The 16,192-nt window shown below is 66.7% G+C and carries 18 protein-coding genes; 14 read left to right on the top strand and 4 right to left on the bottom strand.

Going from position 1 to position 16,192, the window contains the following annotated elements; all coding sequences use genetic code 11:
• Positions 1–95: 95 nt before the first annotated feature.
• The 3 genes from AC5P56_RS14320 to AC5P56_RS14310 all read right to left on the bottom strand — a co-directional run bounded on the left by AC5P56_RS14320 (position 96) and on the right by AC5P56_RS14310 (position 2,677).
• A complete protein-coding gene (locus AC5P56_RS14320; protein WP_032960239.1) occupies positions 96–998 on the bottom strand; it encodes a sulfurtransferase in 903 nt (300 codons plus the stop codon).
• Complete coding sequence (locus AC5P56_RS14315; RefSeq protein ID WP_032960242.1) at positions 995–1,798, bottom strand: CoA pyrophosphatase; 804 nt, start codon at positions 1,796–1,798, stop codon at positions 995–997. Before AC5P56_RS14315 ends, AC5P56_RS14320 begins: the two co-directional genes overlap by 4 nt.
• 177 nt (positions 1,799–1,975) lie before the next feature.
• On the bottom strand, positions 1,976–2,677 hold the full coding sequence (locus AC5P56_RS14310) for an FKBP-type peptidyl-prolyl cis-trans isomerase (RefSeq protein ID WP_014646545.1): 702 nt from the start codon (positions 2,675–2,677) through the stop codon (positions 1,976–1,978).
• Between the two features lie 167 nt (positions 2,678–2,844).
• Here AC5P56_RS14310 and AC5P56_RS14305 point away from each other — a divergent pair, with 167 nt between their 5' ends.
• The 3 genes from AC5P56_RS14305 to nth are packed head-to-tail and all read left to right on the top strand — an operon-like array spanning position 2,845 to position 4,677.
• The gene (locus AC5P56_RS14305; RefSeq protein ID WP_049407492.1) at positions 2,845–3,627 is read left to right on the top strand and encodes an enoyl-CoA hydratase/isomerase family protein; all 783 of its coding nucleotides are present in this window, start codon (positions 2,845–2,847) and stop codon (positions 3,625–3,627) included.
• A gap of 4 nt (positions 3,628–3,631) precedes the next feature.
• Positions 3,632–3,985 (top strand): hypothetical protein, encoded by a 354-nt coding sequence (locus AC5P56_RS14300; RefSeq protein WP_049442206.1) that lies wholly within the window; start codon positions 3,632–3,634, stop codon positions 3,983–3,985.
• The gene (gene nth, locus AC5P56_RS14295) at positions 3,985–4,677 is read left to right on the top strand and encodes an endonuclease III (RefSeq protein WP_014646542.1); all 693 of its coding nucleotides are present in this window, start codon (positions 3,985–3,987) and stop codon (positions 4,675–4,677) included. The genes AC5P56_RS14300 and nth overlap by 1 nt, the downstream gene beginning before the upstream one ends.
• Positions 4,678–4,758: 81 nt before the next feature.
• Here the strand turns inward: nth and AC5P56_RS14290 are convergent, their stop codons facing one another.
• Positions 4,759–5,991, bottom strand: a complete 1,233-nt coding sequence (locus AC5P56_RS14290; RefSeq protein WP_014646541.1) for a porin — start codon at positions 5,989–5,991, stop codon at positions 4,759–4,761.
• A 554-nt stretch (positions 5,992–6,545) separates the two neighbouring features.
• On the opposite strand from AC5P56_RS14290, the gene pstS (AC5P56_RS14285) reads away from it, so the two are divergent.
• From pstS (AC5P56_RS14285) to rnt, 11 genes are all read left to right on the top strand, one after another.
• The gene (gene pstS / locus AC5P56_RS14285; RefSeq protein ID WP_049405778.1) at positions 6,546–7,562 is read left to right on the top strand and encodes a phosphate ABC transporter substrate-binding protein PstS; all 1,017 of its coding nucleotides are present in this window, start codon (positions 6,546–6,548) and stop codon (positions 7,560–7,562) included.
• Positions 7,563–7,976: 414 nt separating this feature from the next.
• Positions 7,977–9,065, top strand: a complete 1,089-nt coding sequence (pstS, locus tag AC5P56_RS14280) for a phosphate ABC transporter substrate-binding protein PstS (RefSeq protein ID WP_049405775.1) — start codon at positions 7,977–7,979, stop codon at positions 9,063–9,065.
• 79 nt (positions 9,066–9,144) lie between these two features.
• Positions 9,145–10,113, top strand: a complete 969-nt coding sequence (gene pstC / locus AC5P56_RS14275) for a phosphate ABC transporter permease subunit PstC (protein ID WP_005412771.1) — start codon at positions 9,145–9,147, stop codon at positions 10,111–10,113.
• Positions 10,113–10,976, top strand: a complete 864-nt coding sequence (gene pstA / locus AC5P56_RS14270; protein WP_014646538.1) for a phosphate ABC transporter permease PstA — start codon at positions 10,113–10,115, stop codon at positions 10,974–10,976. The genes pstC and pstA overlap by 1 nt, the downstream gene beginning before the upstream one ends.
• Before the next feature lie 19 nt (positions 10,977–10,995).
• Complete coding sequence (pstB, locus tag AC5P56_RS14265) at positions 10,996–11,826, top strand: phosphate ABC transporter ATP-binding protein PstB (RefSeq protein ID WP_005408788.1); 831 nt, start codon at positions 10,996–10,998, stop codon at positions 11,824–11,826.
• Positions 11,827–11,902: 76 nt separating this feature from the next.
• The gene (gene phoU, locus AC5P56_RS14260) at positions 11,903–12,610 is read left to right on the top strand and encodes a phosphate signaling complex protein PhoU (protein ID WP_005408787.1); all 708 of its coding nucleotides are present in this window, start codon (positions 11,903–11,905) and stop codon (positions 12,608–12,610) included.
• 237 nt (positions 12,611–12,847) lie between these two features.
• The gene (locus AC5P56_RS14255; RefSeq protein WP_014646537.1) at positions 12,848–13,201 is read left to right on the top strand and encodes an HvfA family oxazolone/thioamide-modified RiPP metallophore; all 354 of its coding nucleotides are present in this window, start codon (positions 12,848–12,850) and stop codon (positions 13,199–13,201) included.
• Entirely contained in the window at positions 13,188–14,063 is an 876-nt protein-coding gene (locus AC5P56_RS14250; RefSeq protein WP_032956527.1) for an HvfB family MNIO-type RiPP peptide maturase, read from the top strand. Before AC5P56_RS14255 ends, AC5P56_RS14250 begins: the two co-directional genes overlap by 14 nt.
• Positions 14,056–14,811 carry an HvfC family RiPP maturation protein gene (locus tag AC5P56_RS14245; RefSeq protein WP_014646535.1) on the top strand — a complete coding sequence of 252 codons (756 nt, stop codon included), beginning with the start codon at positions 14,056–14,058 and terminating at the stop codon, positions 14,809–14,811. The genes AC5P56_RS14250 and AC5P56_RS14245 overlap by 8 nt, the downstream gene beginning before the upstream one ends.
• 24 nt (positions 14,812–14,835) lie before the next feature.
• Entirely contained in the window at positions 14,836–15,357 is a 522-nt protein-coding gene (locus AC5P56_RS14240; RefSeq protein WP_032956524.1) for an HvfX family Cu-binding RiPP maturation protein, read from the top strand.
• Between the two features lie 131 nt (positions 15,358–15,488).
• Positions 15,489–16,139 carry a ribonuclease T gene (gene rnt, locus AC5P56_RS14235; protein ID WP_032956522.1) on the top strand — a complete coding sequence of 217 codons (651 nt, stop codon included), beginning with the start codon at positions 15,489–15,491 and terminating at the stop codon, positions 16,137–16,139.
• The last annotated feature ends 53 nt before the right edge of the window (positions 16,140–16,192 follow it).

The following is a 16,192-nucleotide window of genomic DNA, read 5'->3' as shown; positions in this document are numbered from 1 at the left end:
CGGATCCCGTTGCTACGCAACGGGCTCTGACCCGATTTTCGGTTGATGGGGTCAGAACCGTTCTCCGTTGGAAAACGGATCCGACCCCGCGCGGCTCAGGCGCCGGTCGCCACCGGGCGGCTGCTGTCGCTGACCCACCCGCTCCAGGAGTCGGCGTAGATGCGCGCGCCGGACAGGCCCGCCGTTTCCATCGCCAGCAGCAGATGGCAGGCGGTCACGCCGGAGCCGCACATCAGCACCACCTGCTGCGGATCGCGGTTGCCGATCACGCCCTGCAGTTCGGCGCGCAGCGCCTGTGGGTCGCGCAGGTGGCCATCGAGTACGTTCAAGGCGAACGGGCGGTTGACCGCGCCCGGCACATGGCCGGCGACCGGGTCCAGCGGCTCGACGTCACCGCGGAAGCGCTCACCCGCGCGCGCGTCGACCAACCAGCCCGGCGCGTGCTTCAGCCGTGCGCTGATTTCATCGGCGTTGGCGATCTGGGTGGTGTCGAAACGGCCCGGGTAGGCAGGTAACACCGTCACTTCAGTCGGCCCGCTCGCCAGCGCGTGACCGGCGGCCTGCCAGGCGGCAATACCGCCGTCGAGCACGGCCACCCGGGTGTGCCCGATCAGCCGCAGCAGCCACCACAGGCGCGAGGCGGCCATGCTACCGTCGCTGCCGTCGTAGACCACCACCTGGGTTTCGGGACCGATGCCCCACGTGCCGAGCTTCGCGGCGAACGCATCGCTGTCCGGCAGCGGGTGCCGGCCGTGGCCGCTTCGGGTCAGATCCGACAGATCACGGTTGAGATCGGCATGCACCGCAGTCGGTATGTGCCCTGCCAGATACTGGCCGCCCGCAGCCTGCGGATCGGCCAGCGAAGCACGCGCATCGACCACGCGCACGGCGGTGCTGGCGGTGGCACGCGCGTCGACGACGCGCACGCCTGCGCCCAGCGCAGCGGCAAGGGTGGTGACATCGACCAGGGTGGTCCACGGCGGATCGATCGGCTTCATTTCACTTGCTCCAGGCGACGACGCAGGTTGTAGAGAATGGCGGCGGTCGCGCCCCAGATGCGCTGCCCCGGCCAGCCATACTCCAGGACGTGGCGGACCCGGCCGCGATGAGTGATTTCGACCTGGCGCAGGCTGTCGGGCGCCATCAGATAATCCAGCGGCACCTCGAACACTTCGGCCACTTCGCTGGGCTGCGGCACCGGCACGAAATCCGGATCCACCACCGCCACCACCGGCGTGACCCGGTAGCCGGTGATGGTGACGAAGGGATCGAGATACCCCAGCGCCTGCACCTGGCCGGGCGCCAATGCGATTTCTTCCTGGCTCTCGCGCAGCGCGGCCGCCAATGCGTCACGGTCATCGGGCTCGGTGCGGCCGCCGGGGAATCCGACCTGGCCCCCGTGCGTGCGCAGGGTTTCGGTGCGGCGGGTCAGGATCACCTGTGCGCCGTTGGCGCGCGGGACGATGCCGGCCAGCACCGCAGCCTCCACCGGAGGCCCGGGCGGCAGCAGGTCGATCAGCTCACTGCGGTTCCAGCCGTCGCCGGCCGGCGGTTGGGCCAAGGGGTGCAGCGCGCGCATCAGTCGCTCGTGGTCGGCCAGCGAGCCACGCAGCGATTGCTGCAGTTGTTCGCGCAGGGGCTGCACGCGGTGCAGGATGCGGCTGCGTTCCTCGTTGCTCATCGACGACCACCGCGCGATCTCATCGATATGCCGCGCGCAGCCGGTGCATTGCCGGTACGGATCCAGCGTGCACACTCCGATGCAGGGACTTGCGACAACACGCGCCGTTTCTTCCATTGTTTGCACCCGGCAACAGTAGCGCGATCGGGCTGAATTTGCGCGGGTGGCCCGGCCCAACGGTAGAGTCGACTGTCAGTCGACGCTCGCGCGCAGCGCGGGCGTTTCACCGCCAGGGGCTGCACAAACAGAAACGCGCCGGTGGGATCACCGGCGCGTTTCGTTTGCTGTTTCGATTTACTTGACGCTGACCAGCTTGATCTCGAACTGCACAGCCACGTTCGGCGGGAACGGGGTGCGCGGGTCGGCACCGTAGGCCTGGTCCGGCGGCAGGGTGACTTCCCACTTCGAGCCGGCCGGCATCTGCAGCAGGGTCTCGCGCATGGCCTTCATTTCAACTTCGCTGACCTTGATCGACGGGATCTGCTGGGCCGGGCGGGCTTCGGTCGGGCGCTGGCCGTACGGGAACGGACCGGCCACTTCCAGCTGCACGGTGCTGGCCTGGGTCGGCTTGGCGCCCTTGCCGGCTTCGATCACGCGGTACTGGACGCCGCTCGGCAGGGACTGCACGCCGGCCTTGGCCTTGTTCGCCGCGATGAACTGATCGCTCTTGGTCTTGTTTTCGGCAGCCGCCTTTTCGTACTCGGCCTTGGCAGCCTGGGCACGGCCCTGCTCGCGCTTCTGGAACGCTTCAACGGCCGGCTTCAGCTGCTCGGCGGTGATCGCCGGCTGCTTCTTGGCGTAGGCATCCTGCAGGCCCTTCACCACCGAGTTGATGTCCAGCTGCTCACCGCGACCGGTCAGCTCCGCCAGGTTGTTGCCGTAGTCGTAACCGAAGTAATAACTCAGCTTGCCCTTCTCGGACGCGATGTCCTGGGCGAAGGCATTGCCCGTCAGGGCCAGGGCCGCGACGGCGACCGCGATAGAACGCAACTTCATCAAACAGTTCTCCAGGGGTGGTAACTCAGGGACGTTCTTCGCCGCCCTGAGGCGACGGGTTAGGATAACGGGCGCAACGTGTAACCGCTACTCACGATGCAGGCTATGACCCGTCTGCGTTTGCAGAGTTCAATATCACTTTTTTTTAACGTTCCAGGAGTTTCCCCGTGGCCGATGCCCTGATCGCTGTTGCCGACGAAGGCGCCATCCGCACCGTGACCGTCCAGCGCCCGGACAAGCTCAATGCCCTGAACGCCGCGACCCTGCAGGCGCTGGCCGATGCCTTCAGGGACGCCGCTGCCGATCCGGAGGTGCGCGTGGTGGTGTTGACCGGGGCGGGCCCGAAGGCCTTCGTAGCCGGTGCCGACATCGCGGAAATGAACACCCTCAGCGCCGTTCAGGGACGTGATTTCTCGCTGCTGGGCCAGGCCCTGATGCGCCAGATCGAACGCATGCCCAAGCCGGTCATCGCGCGCGTGAACGGTTTCGCGCTGGGCGGCGGGCTTGAGCTGGCGATGGCGTGCCACCTGCGCATCGCCGCCGATACCGCCAAGGTCGGCCAACCGGAAATCAATCTCGGCCTGATTCCCGGCTTCGGCGGCAGCCAGCGCCTGCTGCGCCTGTGTGGCCGCGCCGCCACCCTGGAGCTGTGCCTGCTGGGGGCGCCGATCAACGCCGCGCGTGCGCTGGAACTGGGCATCGTCAACGAAGTCGTGCCGGCCGACGCGCTGGACAACCGTGTACAGGACGTCGCCCGCCAGCTGGCACGCTCAGCGCCGCTGGCCCTGCGTGGCCTGCTCGACGCGGTGCACGTGGGCGGCGAGTGCAGCCTGGAGGCCGGGCTGGAATACGAAAGTGCGCAGTTCGGCCTGCTGTTCGCCACCGAGGACATGCGTGAAGGCACCAGTGCCTTCCTGCAGCGCCGCCCGCCGGCCTTCCAGAACCGCTGACGCCATGGCATCCCGACCCAACCCCGCGCAGTTGTTCGCCCGGGTCCAGGCAGACGATCTCGATGGCGCCCTGCAGGCGGGGCTGATGGACTACGTCGCCCGAGCCGGCGACGAACAGCTGCTGCCTGGCCACCCGGACCTTCCGCAGCGGCTGCAGCAGGCCCAGCAGCAACTGCGTACGGCCTGGGCCGCACGCGAACGCTATCGCGCCCGCGCGGTGCGCCTGGCCCGCCGCGAAGCCGAGCGCGATGCACGTCGCACCCCGCCCCCGGCGCCGGACGTGAAGCCCCCCCTGCCCGCCGCGGCGGCCGCGATTCTCGCCCGGGCCAAGGCCCGCGTCACCGGCAAGGAGCCGTAATGGCCACCGCGAAGAAGACTGCCCGCGCACCGGCGCGGCGCGGCGGCCGCATGCCGCGCGCCGACGTGGTGGAAATGTTCACCCGCCTGCGCGAGCTCAATCCGCACCCGAAGACCGAGCTTGAGTACAGCTCGCCGTTCGAACTGCTGGTGGCCGTGGCGCTGTCCGCCCAGGCCACCGACGTCGGCGTCAACAAGGCCACCCGCCGCCTGTTCCCGGTCGCCAACACGCCGGCGAAGATCCTCGCGCTCGGTGAGGATGGCCTGAAGCCGTACATCGCCACCATCGGGCTGTTCAACGCCAAGGCGAAGAACGTGATCGCCACCTGCGCGATCCTGCTGCAGAAGTACGGCGGCGAAGTGCCGCGCGACCGCGAAGCGCTGGAAGCGCTGCCCGGTGTGGGCCGCAAGACCGCCAACGTGGTGCTCAACACCGCCTTCGGCGAGCCGGTGATGGCGGTGGATACGCATATCTTCCGCGTCTCCAACCGTACCGGCCTGGCCCCCGGCAAGAACGTGCGCGAAGTGGAGGACACGCTGGTGAAGGTGATTCCGGCCGAGTTCCTGCTCGACGCGCACCATTGGCTGATCCTGCATGGCCGCTACGTGTGCAAGGCGCGCAAGCCGGATTGCCCGGGCTGCGTGATCGCCGACCTGTGCCGGTTCAAGGAAAAGACCACAGCCGAGACGTGACGCGGATCGTGTTGTGACGAAACGAAGACGGCGGGCACCAGGCCCGCCGTCCGCGTGTATGGACAAGGGTGCTTCAGGAGATCAGAACGACAGGTCGCCCCAGACGCCGAATTCCTTGGTCTTGTCGTTCTTCTTGTCGCTGGCGTTGGCCAGGTGCGTGTACTTGTACACGGTCGACAGCTTGAGGTTCTTCATGACCGGGAACTCGACGCCGACGTTCCAGTACTTGTCGCTCAGGGTCGGGTCCAGGGTCTTGCTGACGTCGGTGTCATCGTAACGACCGAACACGTTGATGCCGCCGTCGGTCACGCGCACGCTGCCCCACACCGACCAGCCACTGGTCTTGTCGGTGGCAACGGTCAGCACGTTGTTGAGGTTCTTGGCCTGGAAGTACTCGCCGCCGACGCGGAAGTTGCTGTCGGCGTAGGCCACCATCGCGTTGGCGCGGGTGTAGGTGTTCTCGGCGCTCTGGATGTCGGTTTCCTTGCCCAGCTTGCCGCTGTAGCCGCCGACGGCGACCACGAAGTTCTCGTTCGGGGTGTAGGCCACGCGGCCTTCCACGTCCATGCCCTTGCTGCGGGTCGGGTTCTTGTAGCCGGCGCCGGACACGACCGAGACGGCGTAGTTGAAGTTGTTGCCCAGGTTGCCGAAGCCATGCAGGCCCCAGTCGGACGAGTTGCCGTACTTCAGGCGGTCGGTCAGGGTGTTCTCGACATAGCGCATGCCGTAGAACTTCTCGACGTACGGGATCCACGGCATGTCGGCGGCACCGACGCGCAGGTTGAAGGCCGGGTCGAAGCTGCCCTGCACGTAGGCCTTCTTGACGAACAGTTCGGTGTTGCCGATGGCCGAGCTGTACTGGAAGTCGGTGGTCAGGTTGGCCGACCAGATGTCGTTGAACTTGTGGTCGACGGTCAGGTAGAAGCGCTTGACGTCCAGGCCGGTGCCGCTGGCGGCGGTGTCCTTGCCGTTGCTGGTCTTGTCGATGTTGGTCAGGTCGAAGAACATGCGACCGCCAATCTTGTTGTCATTGACCAGCTTGGCCAGCTTGTCGACGCTGGTCTGGGTCTTCTGCGCACCTTCCAGGGCCTGCGCCTGGGTGATGTTCACTTCGGACTGCGCGTCGGACTGCGCCTGCAGCGCCTGCGAATCGTTCTGCAACTGCTGGACCTGGGCCTGCAGCGCAGCGATCTGTGCCTGCAGCTGCTGCAACTGTGCCTGGGACACGCCCGAGCTGGCGGGGGCTGCGAAGGCGTCGGCGGAAACCAGACCGAGGCTTGCAACGACCGCGGCGGCGAGCAAATGGGAACGCATTTTGGATTTCTCCAGAGGGTTGGAATGGCTTGGGCAGAACGCCACGCCGGCAGGCCGGTCAAGCGTTTTGCGAACGTTCCGTTAAAACCATGACAGCCGAATGACAGATTGAGCACCAACCCCAGATTTCTTCGTGCGGTCATGCGTACGACTCATTTGCGCGCACATGCTTATCGATCCGTTGCGCCCCATGGCGTGGTGTATCGGCACCGACACGCGGGCAAGCCGCCGGGTCACCCTGGTCCGCACCGCCCGGCTTCGCGCGGATGACGCGGAATCCCTGCGCAACGCCAGGCGCAGACCGCGCGAAGGGAGGCAGCCGTCACCTCATCGGCCACCTATGCAAGGTGACCGCAGCCGGCGCCGGCGCACCTCCCTTGTGCCCGCACGACCGCCTCAGCCGCTGCGCGAAACCTTCACGGCCCGCGCTGCGCAAGCGTCAGCCAGCGCTGTAACGGATGCGTCATACAACGGTCCCCGCGCTGTCATCGAACCGTTATGGAATGTGCGCCGGGCGGGTAACCCCGCATTCCAATCAACCCAGGAGCCACCCCGTGATCCACGCCTTCAAGTCGCGCGTTGCCGTTGCCGTCTTCGCAGCGTCGTCCGTGTTCGCCGCCAACGCCGCTGAAATCACCGGCGCGGGCGCCTCGTTCATCTACCCGGTGATGTCGAAGTGGTCGGCCGACTACAACGCTGCCACCAGCAACAAGGTCAACTACCAGTCGATCGGTTCCGGCGGCGGCATTGCGCAGATCAAGGCCAAGACCGTTGATTTCGGCTCTTCCGATGCACCGCTGAAGCCGGAAGAACTGGCCGCCTCGGGCCTGGCCCAGTTCCCGTCGGTGATCGGCGGCGTGGTGCCGGTGGTCAACGTGGCCGGCATTGGCCCGGGCGCACTCAAGCTGGACGGCACCGTGCTGGCCAACATCTTCCTGGGCAAGATCAAGACCTGGAACGACCCGGCCATCGCCGCGCTGAACCCGGGCGTGACCCTGCCGAGCGCCAAGATCACCGTCGTGCACCGCTCGGATGGTTCGGGCACCACCTTCAACTTCGTCAACTACCTGTCCAAGGTCAGCCCGGAGTGGAAGAGCTCGGTCGGTGAAGGCACCTCGGTCCAGTGGCCGGCCGGCATCGGCGGCAAGGGCAACGAAGGCGTTGCTGCCTACGTGAAGCAGATCAAGGGCGGCATCGGCTACGTCGAGCTGTCCTACGCACTGCAGAACAAGCTGTCGTACACGGCGATGAAGAACGCTGCCGGCAGGTTCGTGCAGCCGAGCGATGCATCGTTCGCCGCCGCTGCCGCCAGCGCCGACTGGGCCAGCGCCAAGGACTTCTACCTGGTGATGACCAACGCCCCGGGCGCCGAGTCCTGGCCGATCACCGCCACCAACTTCATCCTGGTGCACAAGAAGCCGAAGAACGCTGCCAACGGCAAGGCCACCCAGGAGTTCTTCCGCTGGGTCTACAAGAGCGGCGACGCCCAGGCCCGCCAGCTGGACTACGTGCCGCTGCCGGACAGCCTGGTCCGCCAGATCGAGACCTACTGGTCGCAGAACCTGAAGTAAGCACGTTCCCCCGCAGGAACGGGGCCGGCGGGTCCTCTCTCCCCCGCCGGCCCCAACCGGGCGCGAGATCCTCGAGATCTCGCGCTCTTCTTGTTTTCGGGGATGCATGCATCTGCCTCTGCAGCGCCGAGCCCACGCTCGGCTGGGTGCTGGAGCGTGCGGACCGACGGTCCGCACCTACCGAGGGCAGGGAGCTATCGAACATGGCTTGACTCCACAAGGGCCAACCGGCCGCCATACCGGTGCGCAGATCCGGGGTCTCCGGGGCTCTGCCGGATGGGCCAACCCGGTGAAACCCTTGTCAGAACGTGATCCAGGACACCTCTGTCATGGTCGTAATACGGCTGTAACAAAAACATCATTTCATAGCCGCATCCGCCGACCACGTCGGCTCTTCCCCGCTATGGAGTGACCATGAAACTGCACTCGGCCGGCCTTGCCGCCCTTTCCCTGGCCATCGCCCTGGGCCTGTCGGCCTGCGGTGGCGACAAGCAGGCCGCGCAGCAGCCGGCGGCCGACGGTGCCGCTGCCCCGGCCGCTGCCGGTGCCAAGGTGACCGCCGAAGTGTCCGGCGCGGGCGCGTCCTTCATCTTCCCGCTGGTCTCCAAGTGGTCGGCCGACTACAACGCCACCACCGGGGCCAAGATCAACTACCAGTCGATCGGCTCCGGCGGCGGCATCGCCCAGATCAAGGCCGGCACCGTCGACTTCGGCTCCTCCGACAAGCCGCTGAGCAGCGAAGAGCTGGCACAGGCCGGCCTGGCCCAGTTCCCGTCGGCCATCGGCGGCGTGGTGCCGGTGGTCAACATCGAAGGCCTGGAAGCCGGCAAGCTGCGCCTGAGCGGCGCCCTGCTGGCCGACATCTTCCTGGGCAAGGTCAAGACCTGGAACGATCCGGCCATCGTCGCCGCCAACCCGGGCGTGAAGCTGCCGGACGGCAAGATCACCCTGGTCCACCGTTCGGACGGTTCGGGCACCACCTTCAACTTCTCCAACTACCTGTCCAAGGTCAGCCCGGAGTGGAAGAGCAAGGTCGGCGAAGGCACCTCGGTGCAGTGGCCGGACGGCGTCGGTGGCAAGGGCAATGAAGGCGTCGCTTCGTACGTGAAGCAGATCAAGGGCTCCATCGGCTACGTCGAGCTGGCCTACGCGCTGCAGAACGGCATGCCGTACACCGCCATGCAGAACGCCGCCGGCAACTGGGTCGAGCCCAGCGCGGAAACCTTCGCCGCGGCGGCCGCCAGCGCCGACTGGGCCAGCGCCAAGGACTTCAACCTGGTCATCACCAACGCTGCGGGCGAGCAGGCGTGGCCGATCACCGCCACCAACTTCATGCTGATGCAGAAGCAGCCGAAGGACGCCAAGCGCAACCAGGACACCCTGGCCTTCTTCAAGTGGGCCTTCGAGAACGGCCAGGCCCAGGCCAACGAGCTGCACTACGTGCCGCTGCCGGCCGAACTGGTCAAGCAGATCGAGGCCTACTGGGCGACCGACCTGAAGTGACGGACTCGACGGTGCCCGCCCCGCGCGGGCACCGCTTCCACGCCGTGCCGCCCCGCCCCTTCCTGGCCCTGCCGTCCCCATGAATGCCATCGCCCAGCCTGTAGCCGCCCCGTCCACGCGTGATGCGCGTGATGCCCGCAACGACAAACTGTTCCGATGGGTGCTGGTCGGCACCGTCATCTTCGTCCTGATCGCCCTGGCCTGCGCCGCGCTGTCGATGCTGTGGGGCGGCCGCCATGCCCTGCAGATGCAGGGCCTGAGCTTCTTCTTCTCCGCCGACTGGAATCCGGTCGAAAACAAGTTCGGCGCGCTCGCCCCGATCTACGGCACCCTGGTCACCGCCGTCATCGCGATGGTCATCGCCGTGCCGGTCAGCTTCGGCATCGCCTTCTTCCTCACCGAAGTCGCGCCACGCTGGCTGCGTGGCCCGGTCGGCACAGCCATCGAACTGCTGGCCGGCATTCCCTCGATCATCTACGGCATGTGGGGCCTGTTCGTGCTGGTGCCGGTGATGACCGAGTACGTCACGCCGTTCCTCAACGAGACCCTGGGCGAATGGCCGATCATCGGCCCGATGTTCCAGGGCCCGCCGCTGGGCATCGGCATGCTCACCGCCGGTTTCGTGCTGGCGATCATGGTCATTCCGTTCATCTCCTCGGTGATGCGCGAAGTGTTCCTGACCGTGCCGACCCGCCTGAAGGAATCGGCCTATGCGCTGGGCTCCACCAAGTGGGAAGTGAGCTGGGACATCGTGCTGCCCTACACCCGCTCGGCGGTGATCGGCGGCATCTTCCTCGGCCTCGGCCGCGCCCTCGGCGAGACGATGGCGGTGGCCTTCGTGATCGGCAACAGCGTGCGCCTGTCGCCGTCGCTGCTGGAACCGGGCACCACCATTGCTGCGCTGATCGCCAACGATTTCGGTGAAGCCACTGAAACCTACCGTTCGGCCCTGCTGCTGCTCGGCTTCGTCCTCTTCATCGTCACCTTCGTGGTGCTCGCCATCGCCCGCCTGATGCTGATGCGCCTGTCCCGCAAGGAGGGCAACTGATGTCCAGCACCGCTGACTCCCTGTACCTGCGCCGCCGCATCGGCAATGTCGTTGCGATCACCGCCTCCTGCGCCACCGCGCTGTTCGGTTTGTTCTTCCTGGGCTGGATCCTGTTCACCCTGGCCTCCAAGGGCCTGGCCGGCATCAACCTGGATCTGTTCACCAAGATGACGCCGCCGCCGATGCAGGAAGGCGGCCTCGCCAACGCGTTCTTCGGCAGCGCCGTGATGTGTGCGCTGGCCATCGGCATCGGCACCCCGCTGGGCGTATTGGCGGGCACCTGGCTGGCCGAGTACGGCAACGCCCGCAAGGCCGGCACCGTGGTCCGCTTCGTCAACGACATCCTGCTGTCGGCCCCGTCCATCGTGCTCGGCCTGTTCGTCTACACCCTGTACGTGATGCAGACCGGCGGCAACTTCTCGGCGTTCGCCGGTGCGCTGTCGCTGGCCTTCATCGTGCTGCCGGTGGTGGTACGCACCACCGACGAGATGCTGCGCCTGGTGCCCTCGCAGATGCGCGAAGCGGCCCTGTCGCTGGGCATCCCGCAGTGGAAGGTGATCGTGCAGGTGCTGTACCGCAGTGCCTCGGCCGGCATCATCACCGGCATCCTGCTGGCACTGGCCCGCATCTCCGGCGAGACCGCACCGCTGCTGTTCACCGCCTTCGGCAACCAGTACTGGAACAACAACATCTTCCAGCCGATGGCCTCGGTGCCGGTGGTGATGAACCAGTTCGCCGGCAGCCCGTATGAATCCTGGCAGGTGCTGGCCTGGGCCGGTGCCCTGGTGCTGACTGTCTTCGTATTGCTGGTCAGCCTTGCCGCCCGCGGCATCCTGCTGCGCAACCGTATCTCCCATGACTGACCTTTCCGTGGATAACGCCATGAACGACCTTTCCAACGCCGTGCCGATGCAGCGCATCGCCGTGCCGTCCTCGCACGAGAGCCTGCACACGCCGTCGCCGGTGAAGCTGGCTGCGCGTGGACTGGACTTCTACTACGACAAGTTCCACGCCCTGAAGGGCATCAACCTGGAAATCCCGGAAAAGCGCGTGACCGCGCTGATCGGTCCTTCCGGTTGCGGCAAGTCGACCCTGCTGCGCATCTTCAACCGCATCTACGCGCTGTACCCGAAGCTGGAAGCGCGCGGTGAAGTGCTGCTGGACGGCGAGAACATCCTGTCGCCGAAGTACCCGATGAACCGCCTGCGCAGCAAGGTCGGCATGGTGTTCCAGAAGCCGGTGCCGTTCCCGATGACCATCTTCGAGAACGTGGCCTACGGCATCCGCCACCACGAGAAGCTGAGCAAGGCCGACATGGCCGACCGCGTCGAGCAGGCGCTGCGCCAGGGCGCGCTGTGGGACGAAGTGAAGGACAAGCTGGGGCAGAGCGCACTGGGCCTGTCCGGCGGCCAGCAGCAGCGCCTGTGCATCGCCCGTGCCGTGGCCCTGCGCCCGTCGGTGCTGCTGCTGGACGAGCCGACCTCGGCGCTGGATCCGATCTCGACCAGCCGCATCGAGCAGCTGGTGGAAGAACTCAAGCACGAGTACACCATCGTGATCGTCACCCACAACATGCAGCAGGCCGCTCGCGTGTCCGACTACACCGCCTTCATGTACCTGGGCGACCTGATCGAGCACGACCGCACCGAAGTGATCTTCTCGCAGCCGTCGCAGCGGCAGACCGAGGACTACATCACCGGCCGCTTCGGCTGAAACGTCAGTCGAGCACGGCTCGACCCTGCAGACACCATCAGTCGAGCGTGGCTCGACTCTACAGAGTGGAACAACCATGAACCTTCCCAACGACCACATCGTCAAGAGCTACGACGAAGAGCAGCAGCGCCTGGTGGCCGAGATCGTGCGCATGGGCGAGATGGCCGTCGCCCAGCTCGAAGCGTCGATGGACGTGATCGAGAAGCGCGACGAGAACGCTGCCCATCGCATCATCGCCAACGACGAGGCGATCGATGCGCTGGAACAGCAGATCAGCCACGACGTGATGCGCCTGGCGCTGCGTGGCCCGATGGCGCGCGACCTGCGCGAGATCCTTGCCGGCCTGCGCATTCCGGCCGACATCGAGCGCATCGGTGACTACGCTGCCAACGTCGCCAAGCGCTCGATCGCGCTGGGCAAGGTGCCGCCGCTGCCGCAGATCCAGGGCCTGCGTGCACTGGGCCGCCTGGCCGCGCAGCAGGTCCGGCGTGCCATTGCCGCCTACCGCGACAACGATGCTGATGCCGCGCTGGAACTGCGTGAGGACGACGCCCGCCTGGACGCGCAGTACACCGCGCTGTTCCGCGAGCTGCTGACCTACATGATGGAAGACCCGCGCAACATCACCCCGTGCACGCACCTGCTGTTCATGGCCAAGAACCTGGAGCGCGTGGGCGACCACGCCACCAACATCGCCGAGAACGTATGGTTCCTGGTGCATGGCGAGCAGCCGCTGCCACCGCGTGAAAAGCGCGACGAGACCTCCAGCACCGGCCAGCCCTGACGCTGCACTGCAACACCGGAGTCGACTCCAAGGTGGCCGCTGTCCTGGTGACAGCGGCCTTCTTTTTTGGGGTGTTTCATCCGCATTGTGGGCGCCACGCGTGCCCGGTGCGGACCTGCCGGATGCTTCTGTAACAGATCTCACGAAAATTTGAGTTCTTGGCGAGGATTCGTTGAGTAGGATCGCTGCACCATCGATTCACCCCGGGCACCTGCCCACCACCCAGGAGTAAGACCGATGAGCAGTTCCAACAAGACCCTGTCCCTGCTGACCGCTACCGCCCTGGCCGCCGGCCTGGGCATGACCGCCAGCGCCTCGGCGCTGAGCATGAGCGACCTCGCCCAGGGCTACCTGGTGGCCGGCCAGGCAGCCAAGGCCAGCACCGATGCCAAGGCCGCCGATACCAAGATGGCAGCCGACGCGACCAAGCACGCCGAAGGCAAGTGTGGTGCCGACGGCAAGACCGGCGAAGGCAAGTGCGGTGCCGACAAGGGCAAGGCTGCCGGCGCAGCGGGCGCCAAGGCCAAGACCGGCGACACGAAGTCGGCTGAAGGCAAGTGCGGCGAAGGCAAGTGCGGTGGCAAGCACTGACGTCCGCGCCAGCCTCGTCCACCCGCAGTCGCCGCTTCGCGCGGCGGCTGCAGGGTTGGGCCTGCGCCGGGCGCTGCTGCAGGATCTGCGTGACGCTCCGGCAGGCGACTTCGACTTCCTGGAATGCGCGCCGGAGAACTGGATCCATGTCGGCGGCCCGGCCGGTGATGCCCTGGCCGAACTGGCACACCGCCATCCGCTGAGCTGCCACGGCCTGTCGCTGTCGCTGGGCGGCAGTGCCGCCCTGGACACCCCGCTGCTGGAGCAGGTCGGCCGGTTCCTCGAAAAGCACCGCGTGCCGCTGTACAGCGAGCACCTGAGCTACTGCAGCGACGACGGCCACCTGTACGACCTGCTGCCGATCCCCTTCACCGACGAAGCCGTGCGCCATACCGCGCAGCGCATCCGCCGCGTGCAGGACCTGCTCGGCCGCCGCATCGCGGTGGAGAACGTGTCCTACTACCTGGCGCCGGAACCGGCGATGGACGAGCTGGCGTTCACCAATGCGGTGCTCGCCGAAGCCGACTGCGACCTGCTGCTGGACGTCAACAACGTCTACGTCAACGCCTGCAACCACGGCTACGATGCCGATGCCTTCATCGCCGGCCTGCCCGCGCAGCGTATCGTCTGCCTGCACGTGGCCGGGCACCTGGACGAGGCACCCGACCTGAAGATCGATACCCATGGCAGCGCGGTGATTGATCCGGTCTGGGAGTTGCTGGCGCGTACCTATGCTCGCATCGGCCCACGCCCCACCCTGCTCGAACGCGATTTCAATTTCCCGCCCTATGCGGAACTGCAGGGCGAACTGCAGACCATCCGCCGCCTGCAGGCCGCACACGCCGGGGCTGCACATGGCTGACGCTATCGACACCCTGCGCGCGCAGCAGCACGCGTTCACCGCGCACCTGCGCGATCCACAGGCGGTGCCGGCACCAGCCGGCCTGGATGCACGCCGGTTGGCGGTGTACCAGCACCTGCTGTTCAACAACCTGCTCGGGCTCCTGAGCAACGGTTTCCCGGTCTGCGTCCGCCTGCTCGGCGAACCGGCATGGAGCGCGCTGGTGCGCCACTACTTCGCCACCCATCGCTGCCAGACCCCCCTGTTCACCGAGCTGGCCGCCGAGTTCGTGCAGTGGCTGCAGGCACAGCCGCAGCTGCCGCACCCGGCGCTGGCCGAACTGGCCCACTACGAGTGGGTGGAAACCGCGCTGTACCAGTTGCAGGCCGAGCCACTTCCTGCGCCTGGCGATGTCGATCCGCTGCGGGTGCCGCTGCAGCGTTCGCCGCTGGCGTGGCCGCTGCTGTACCAGTGGCCGGTGCACCGTCTCGGTGCAGAGGATGCGCCGACCCAGCCCCTCCCAGAACCCACCGGCCTGCTGGTCCGCCGCGAAGCCGACGGTGAAGTGCGATTCGCCGCGCTCAGCCCCTTGGCGGTGCACCTGCTGTCCAGCATCGGTGAACAGCCTGGGCTGGAAGGCCGTACGTACCTGCAACGCCTCGCCACCACGCATGGGCTGGCCGAAGACGCGCTGGCCGGCCCCGGTGCCGCGCTGCTGCGGCAGTTCCTGCAGGCCGGCGTGATCGGCCCGCTCACCGCCCCGCCCTGACACCCCATTTGCGGAGATCCCCTGATGAACCTTCCGACCCTGGCCGCCGCGCGTGACCAGCTGGACCGTCTCGCCCCCTGGTTGGCCCCGCTCGGCCTGCGCCTGCTGCTGGCCTGGGAATTCTTCGAATCCGGCCGCGAGAAGCTGCGCGGCCAGAACTGGTTCGCCGACCTGCAGGACGCCTTTCCATTCCCGTTCGACCAGTTGCCGGCCACCCTGAACTGGCAACTGGCGACCTGGTTCGAACTGCTCGGGGCGGCCTGCCTGCTGTTCGGTTTCGGCACCCGTTTCGCCGCCGCGAGCCTGCTGGTGCTGACCGTGGTGGCCACCTATGCGGTGCATTGGCCGATGGAGTGGAACTCGCTGGCCGACCTGGCCATGGGCTATGCGATCAGCGACCAGGGCTTCGGCAACTTCAAGCTGCCGGTGCTGTTCATGGCCATGCTGCTGCCGCTGATCTTCACCGGCGCCGGCAAGCTGAGCGTGGACGCCTGGTTGGCGCGGTGGTCTCCCTCGGCCACACCTGCGCGGCCAGCGGTTCGGTAGATGCCGACCTTGGTCGGCGCGTCATGTGCCAACCAAGGTTGGCACCTACCGGGTTCTGCGTTCGTGCCACCACGGTGGCTGGCATGGGCTGCGTGGCCGGGCGCTCAGGGCCGCTCTGATAGAATTCACGCATGACTGACCCCATCCCCGCACCTGCCGCCGTTCCCGATTCCGCACTTCCCCAGGCGCAGCGCGCGATGTCACAACGCTTCCGCGGCTTCCTGCCGGTGGTGGTGGATGTCGAAACCGGCGGCTTCGACAGCCAGCGCAACGCGCTGCTGGAAATCGCTGCGGTGCCGATCGAGATGGACGAGAACGGCCTGCTCTACCCCGGCCAGACCGCCAGTGCCCACGTGGTCCCGGCCGAGGGCCTGGAGATCGACCCGAAGTCGCTGGAAGTGACCGGCATCATCCTCGACCATCCGTTCCGGCTGGCCAAGGAAGAAAAAGCGGCGTTGGACCACATCTTCACTCCGGTGCGTGCGGCGATGAAGAAGTACGGCTGCCAGCGCGCGATCCTGGTTGGCCACAATGCCCATTTCGACCTCGGCTTCGTCAACGCGGCCGTGGCGCGGACCGGCCACAAGCGCAACCCGTTCCATCCGTTCAGCGTGTTCGACACGGTCACCCTGGCCGGTATCGCCTACGGCCAGACCGTGCTGGCGCGTGCGGCCACTGCCGCCGGGCTGGGTTGGGATGCGAATGAAGCGCACAGCGCGGTATATGACACCGAGCAGACCGCGCGGCTGTTCTGCACCATCGCCAACGCCTGGCCGCGGTAAGACAGCGCTTTCTGTAGAGCCGAGCCATGCTCGGCTGCACCTTTTTCCGCGCT

This window comes from Stenotrophomonas sp. YJH_SMC_131, assembly GCF_059367975.1.
Note: the sequence above shows the minus strand (reverse complement) of the source record. Positions and strands in the feature narration are given on the sequence as shown.

Bases quoted from the DNA above. Each gene is read 5' to 3' on its own strand.
- AC5P56_RS14320 (WP_032960239.1), bottom strand. From the start codon at position 998: ATGAAGCCGATCGATCCGCCGTGGACCACCCTGGTCGATGTCACCACC.
- AC5P56_RS14315 (WP_032960242.1), bottom strand. From the start codon at position 1,798: ATGGAAGAAACGGCGCGTGTTGTCGCAAGTCCCTGCATCGGAGTGTGC.
- AC5P56_RS14310 (WP_014646545.1), bottom strand. From the start codon at position 2,677: ATGAAGTTGCGTTCTATCGCGGTCGCCGTCGCGGCCCTGGCCCTGACG.
- AC5P56_RS14300 (WP_049442206.1), top strand. From the start codon at position 3,632: ATGGCATCCCGACCCAACCCCGCGCAGTTGTTCGCCCGGGTCCAGGCA.
- nth (WP_014646542.1), top strand. From the start codon at position 3,985: ATGGCCACCGCGAAGAAGACTGCCCGCGCACCGGCGCGGCGCGGCGGC.
- AC5P56_RS14290 (WP_014646541.1), bottom strand. From the start codon at position 5,991: ATGCGTTCCCATTTGCTCGCCGCCGCGGTCGTTGCAAGCCTCGGTCTG.
- pstS (WP_049405775.1), top strand. From the start codon at position 7,977: ATGAAACTGCACTCGGCCGGCCTTGCCGCCCTTTCCCTGGCCATCGCC.
- pstC (WP_005412771.1), top strand. From the start codon at position 9,145: ATGAATGCCATCGCCCAGCCTGTAGCCGCCCCGTCCACGCGTGATGCG.
- pstA (WP_014646538.1), top strand. From the start codon at position 10,113: ATGTCCAGCACCGCTGACTCCCTGTACCTGCGCCGCCGCATCGGCAAT.
- pstB (WP_005408788.1), top strand. From the start codon at position 10,996: ATGAACGACCTTTCCAACGCCGTGCCGATGCAGCGCATCGCCGTGCCG.
- phoU (WP_005408787.1), top strand. From the start codon at position 11,903: ATGAACCTTCCCAACGACCACATCGTCAAGAGCTACGACGAAGAGCAG.
- AC5P56_RS14255 (WP_014646537.1), top strand. From the start codon at position 12,848: ATGAGCAGTTCCAACAAGACCCTGTCCCTGCTGACCGCTACCGCCCTG.
- AC5P56_RS14245 (WP_014646535.1), top strand. From the start codon at position 14,056: ATGGCTGACGCTATCGACACCCTGCGCGCGCAGCAGCACGCGTTCACC.
- AC5P56_RS14240 (WP_032956524.1), top strand. From the start codon at position 14,836: ATGAACCTTCCGACCCTGGCCGCCGCGCGTGACCAGCTGGACCGTCTC.
- rnt (WP_032956522.1), top strand. From the start codon at position 15,489: ATGACTGACCCCATCCCCGCACCTGCCGCCGTTCCCGATTCCGCACTT.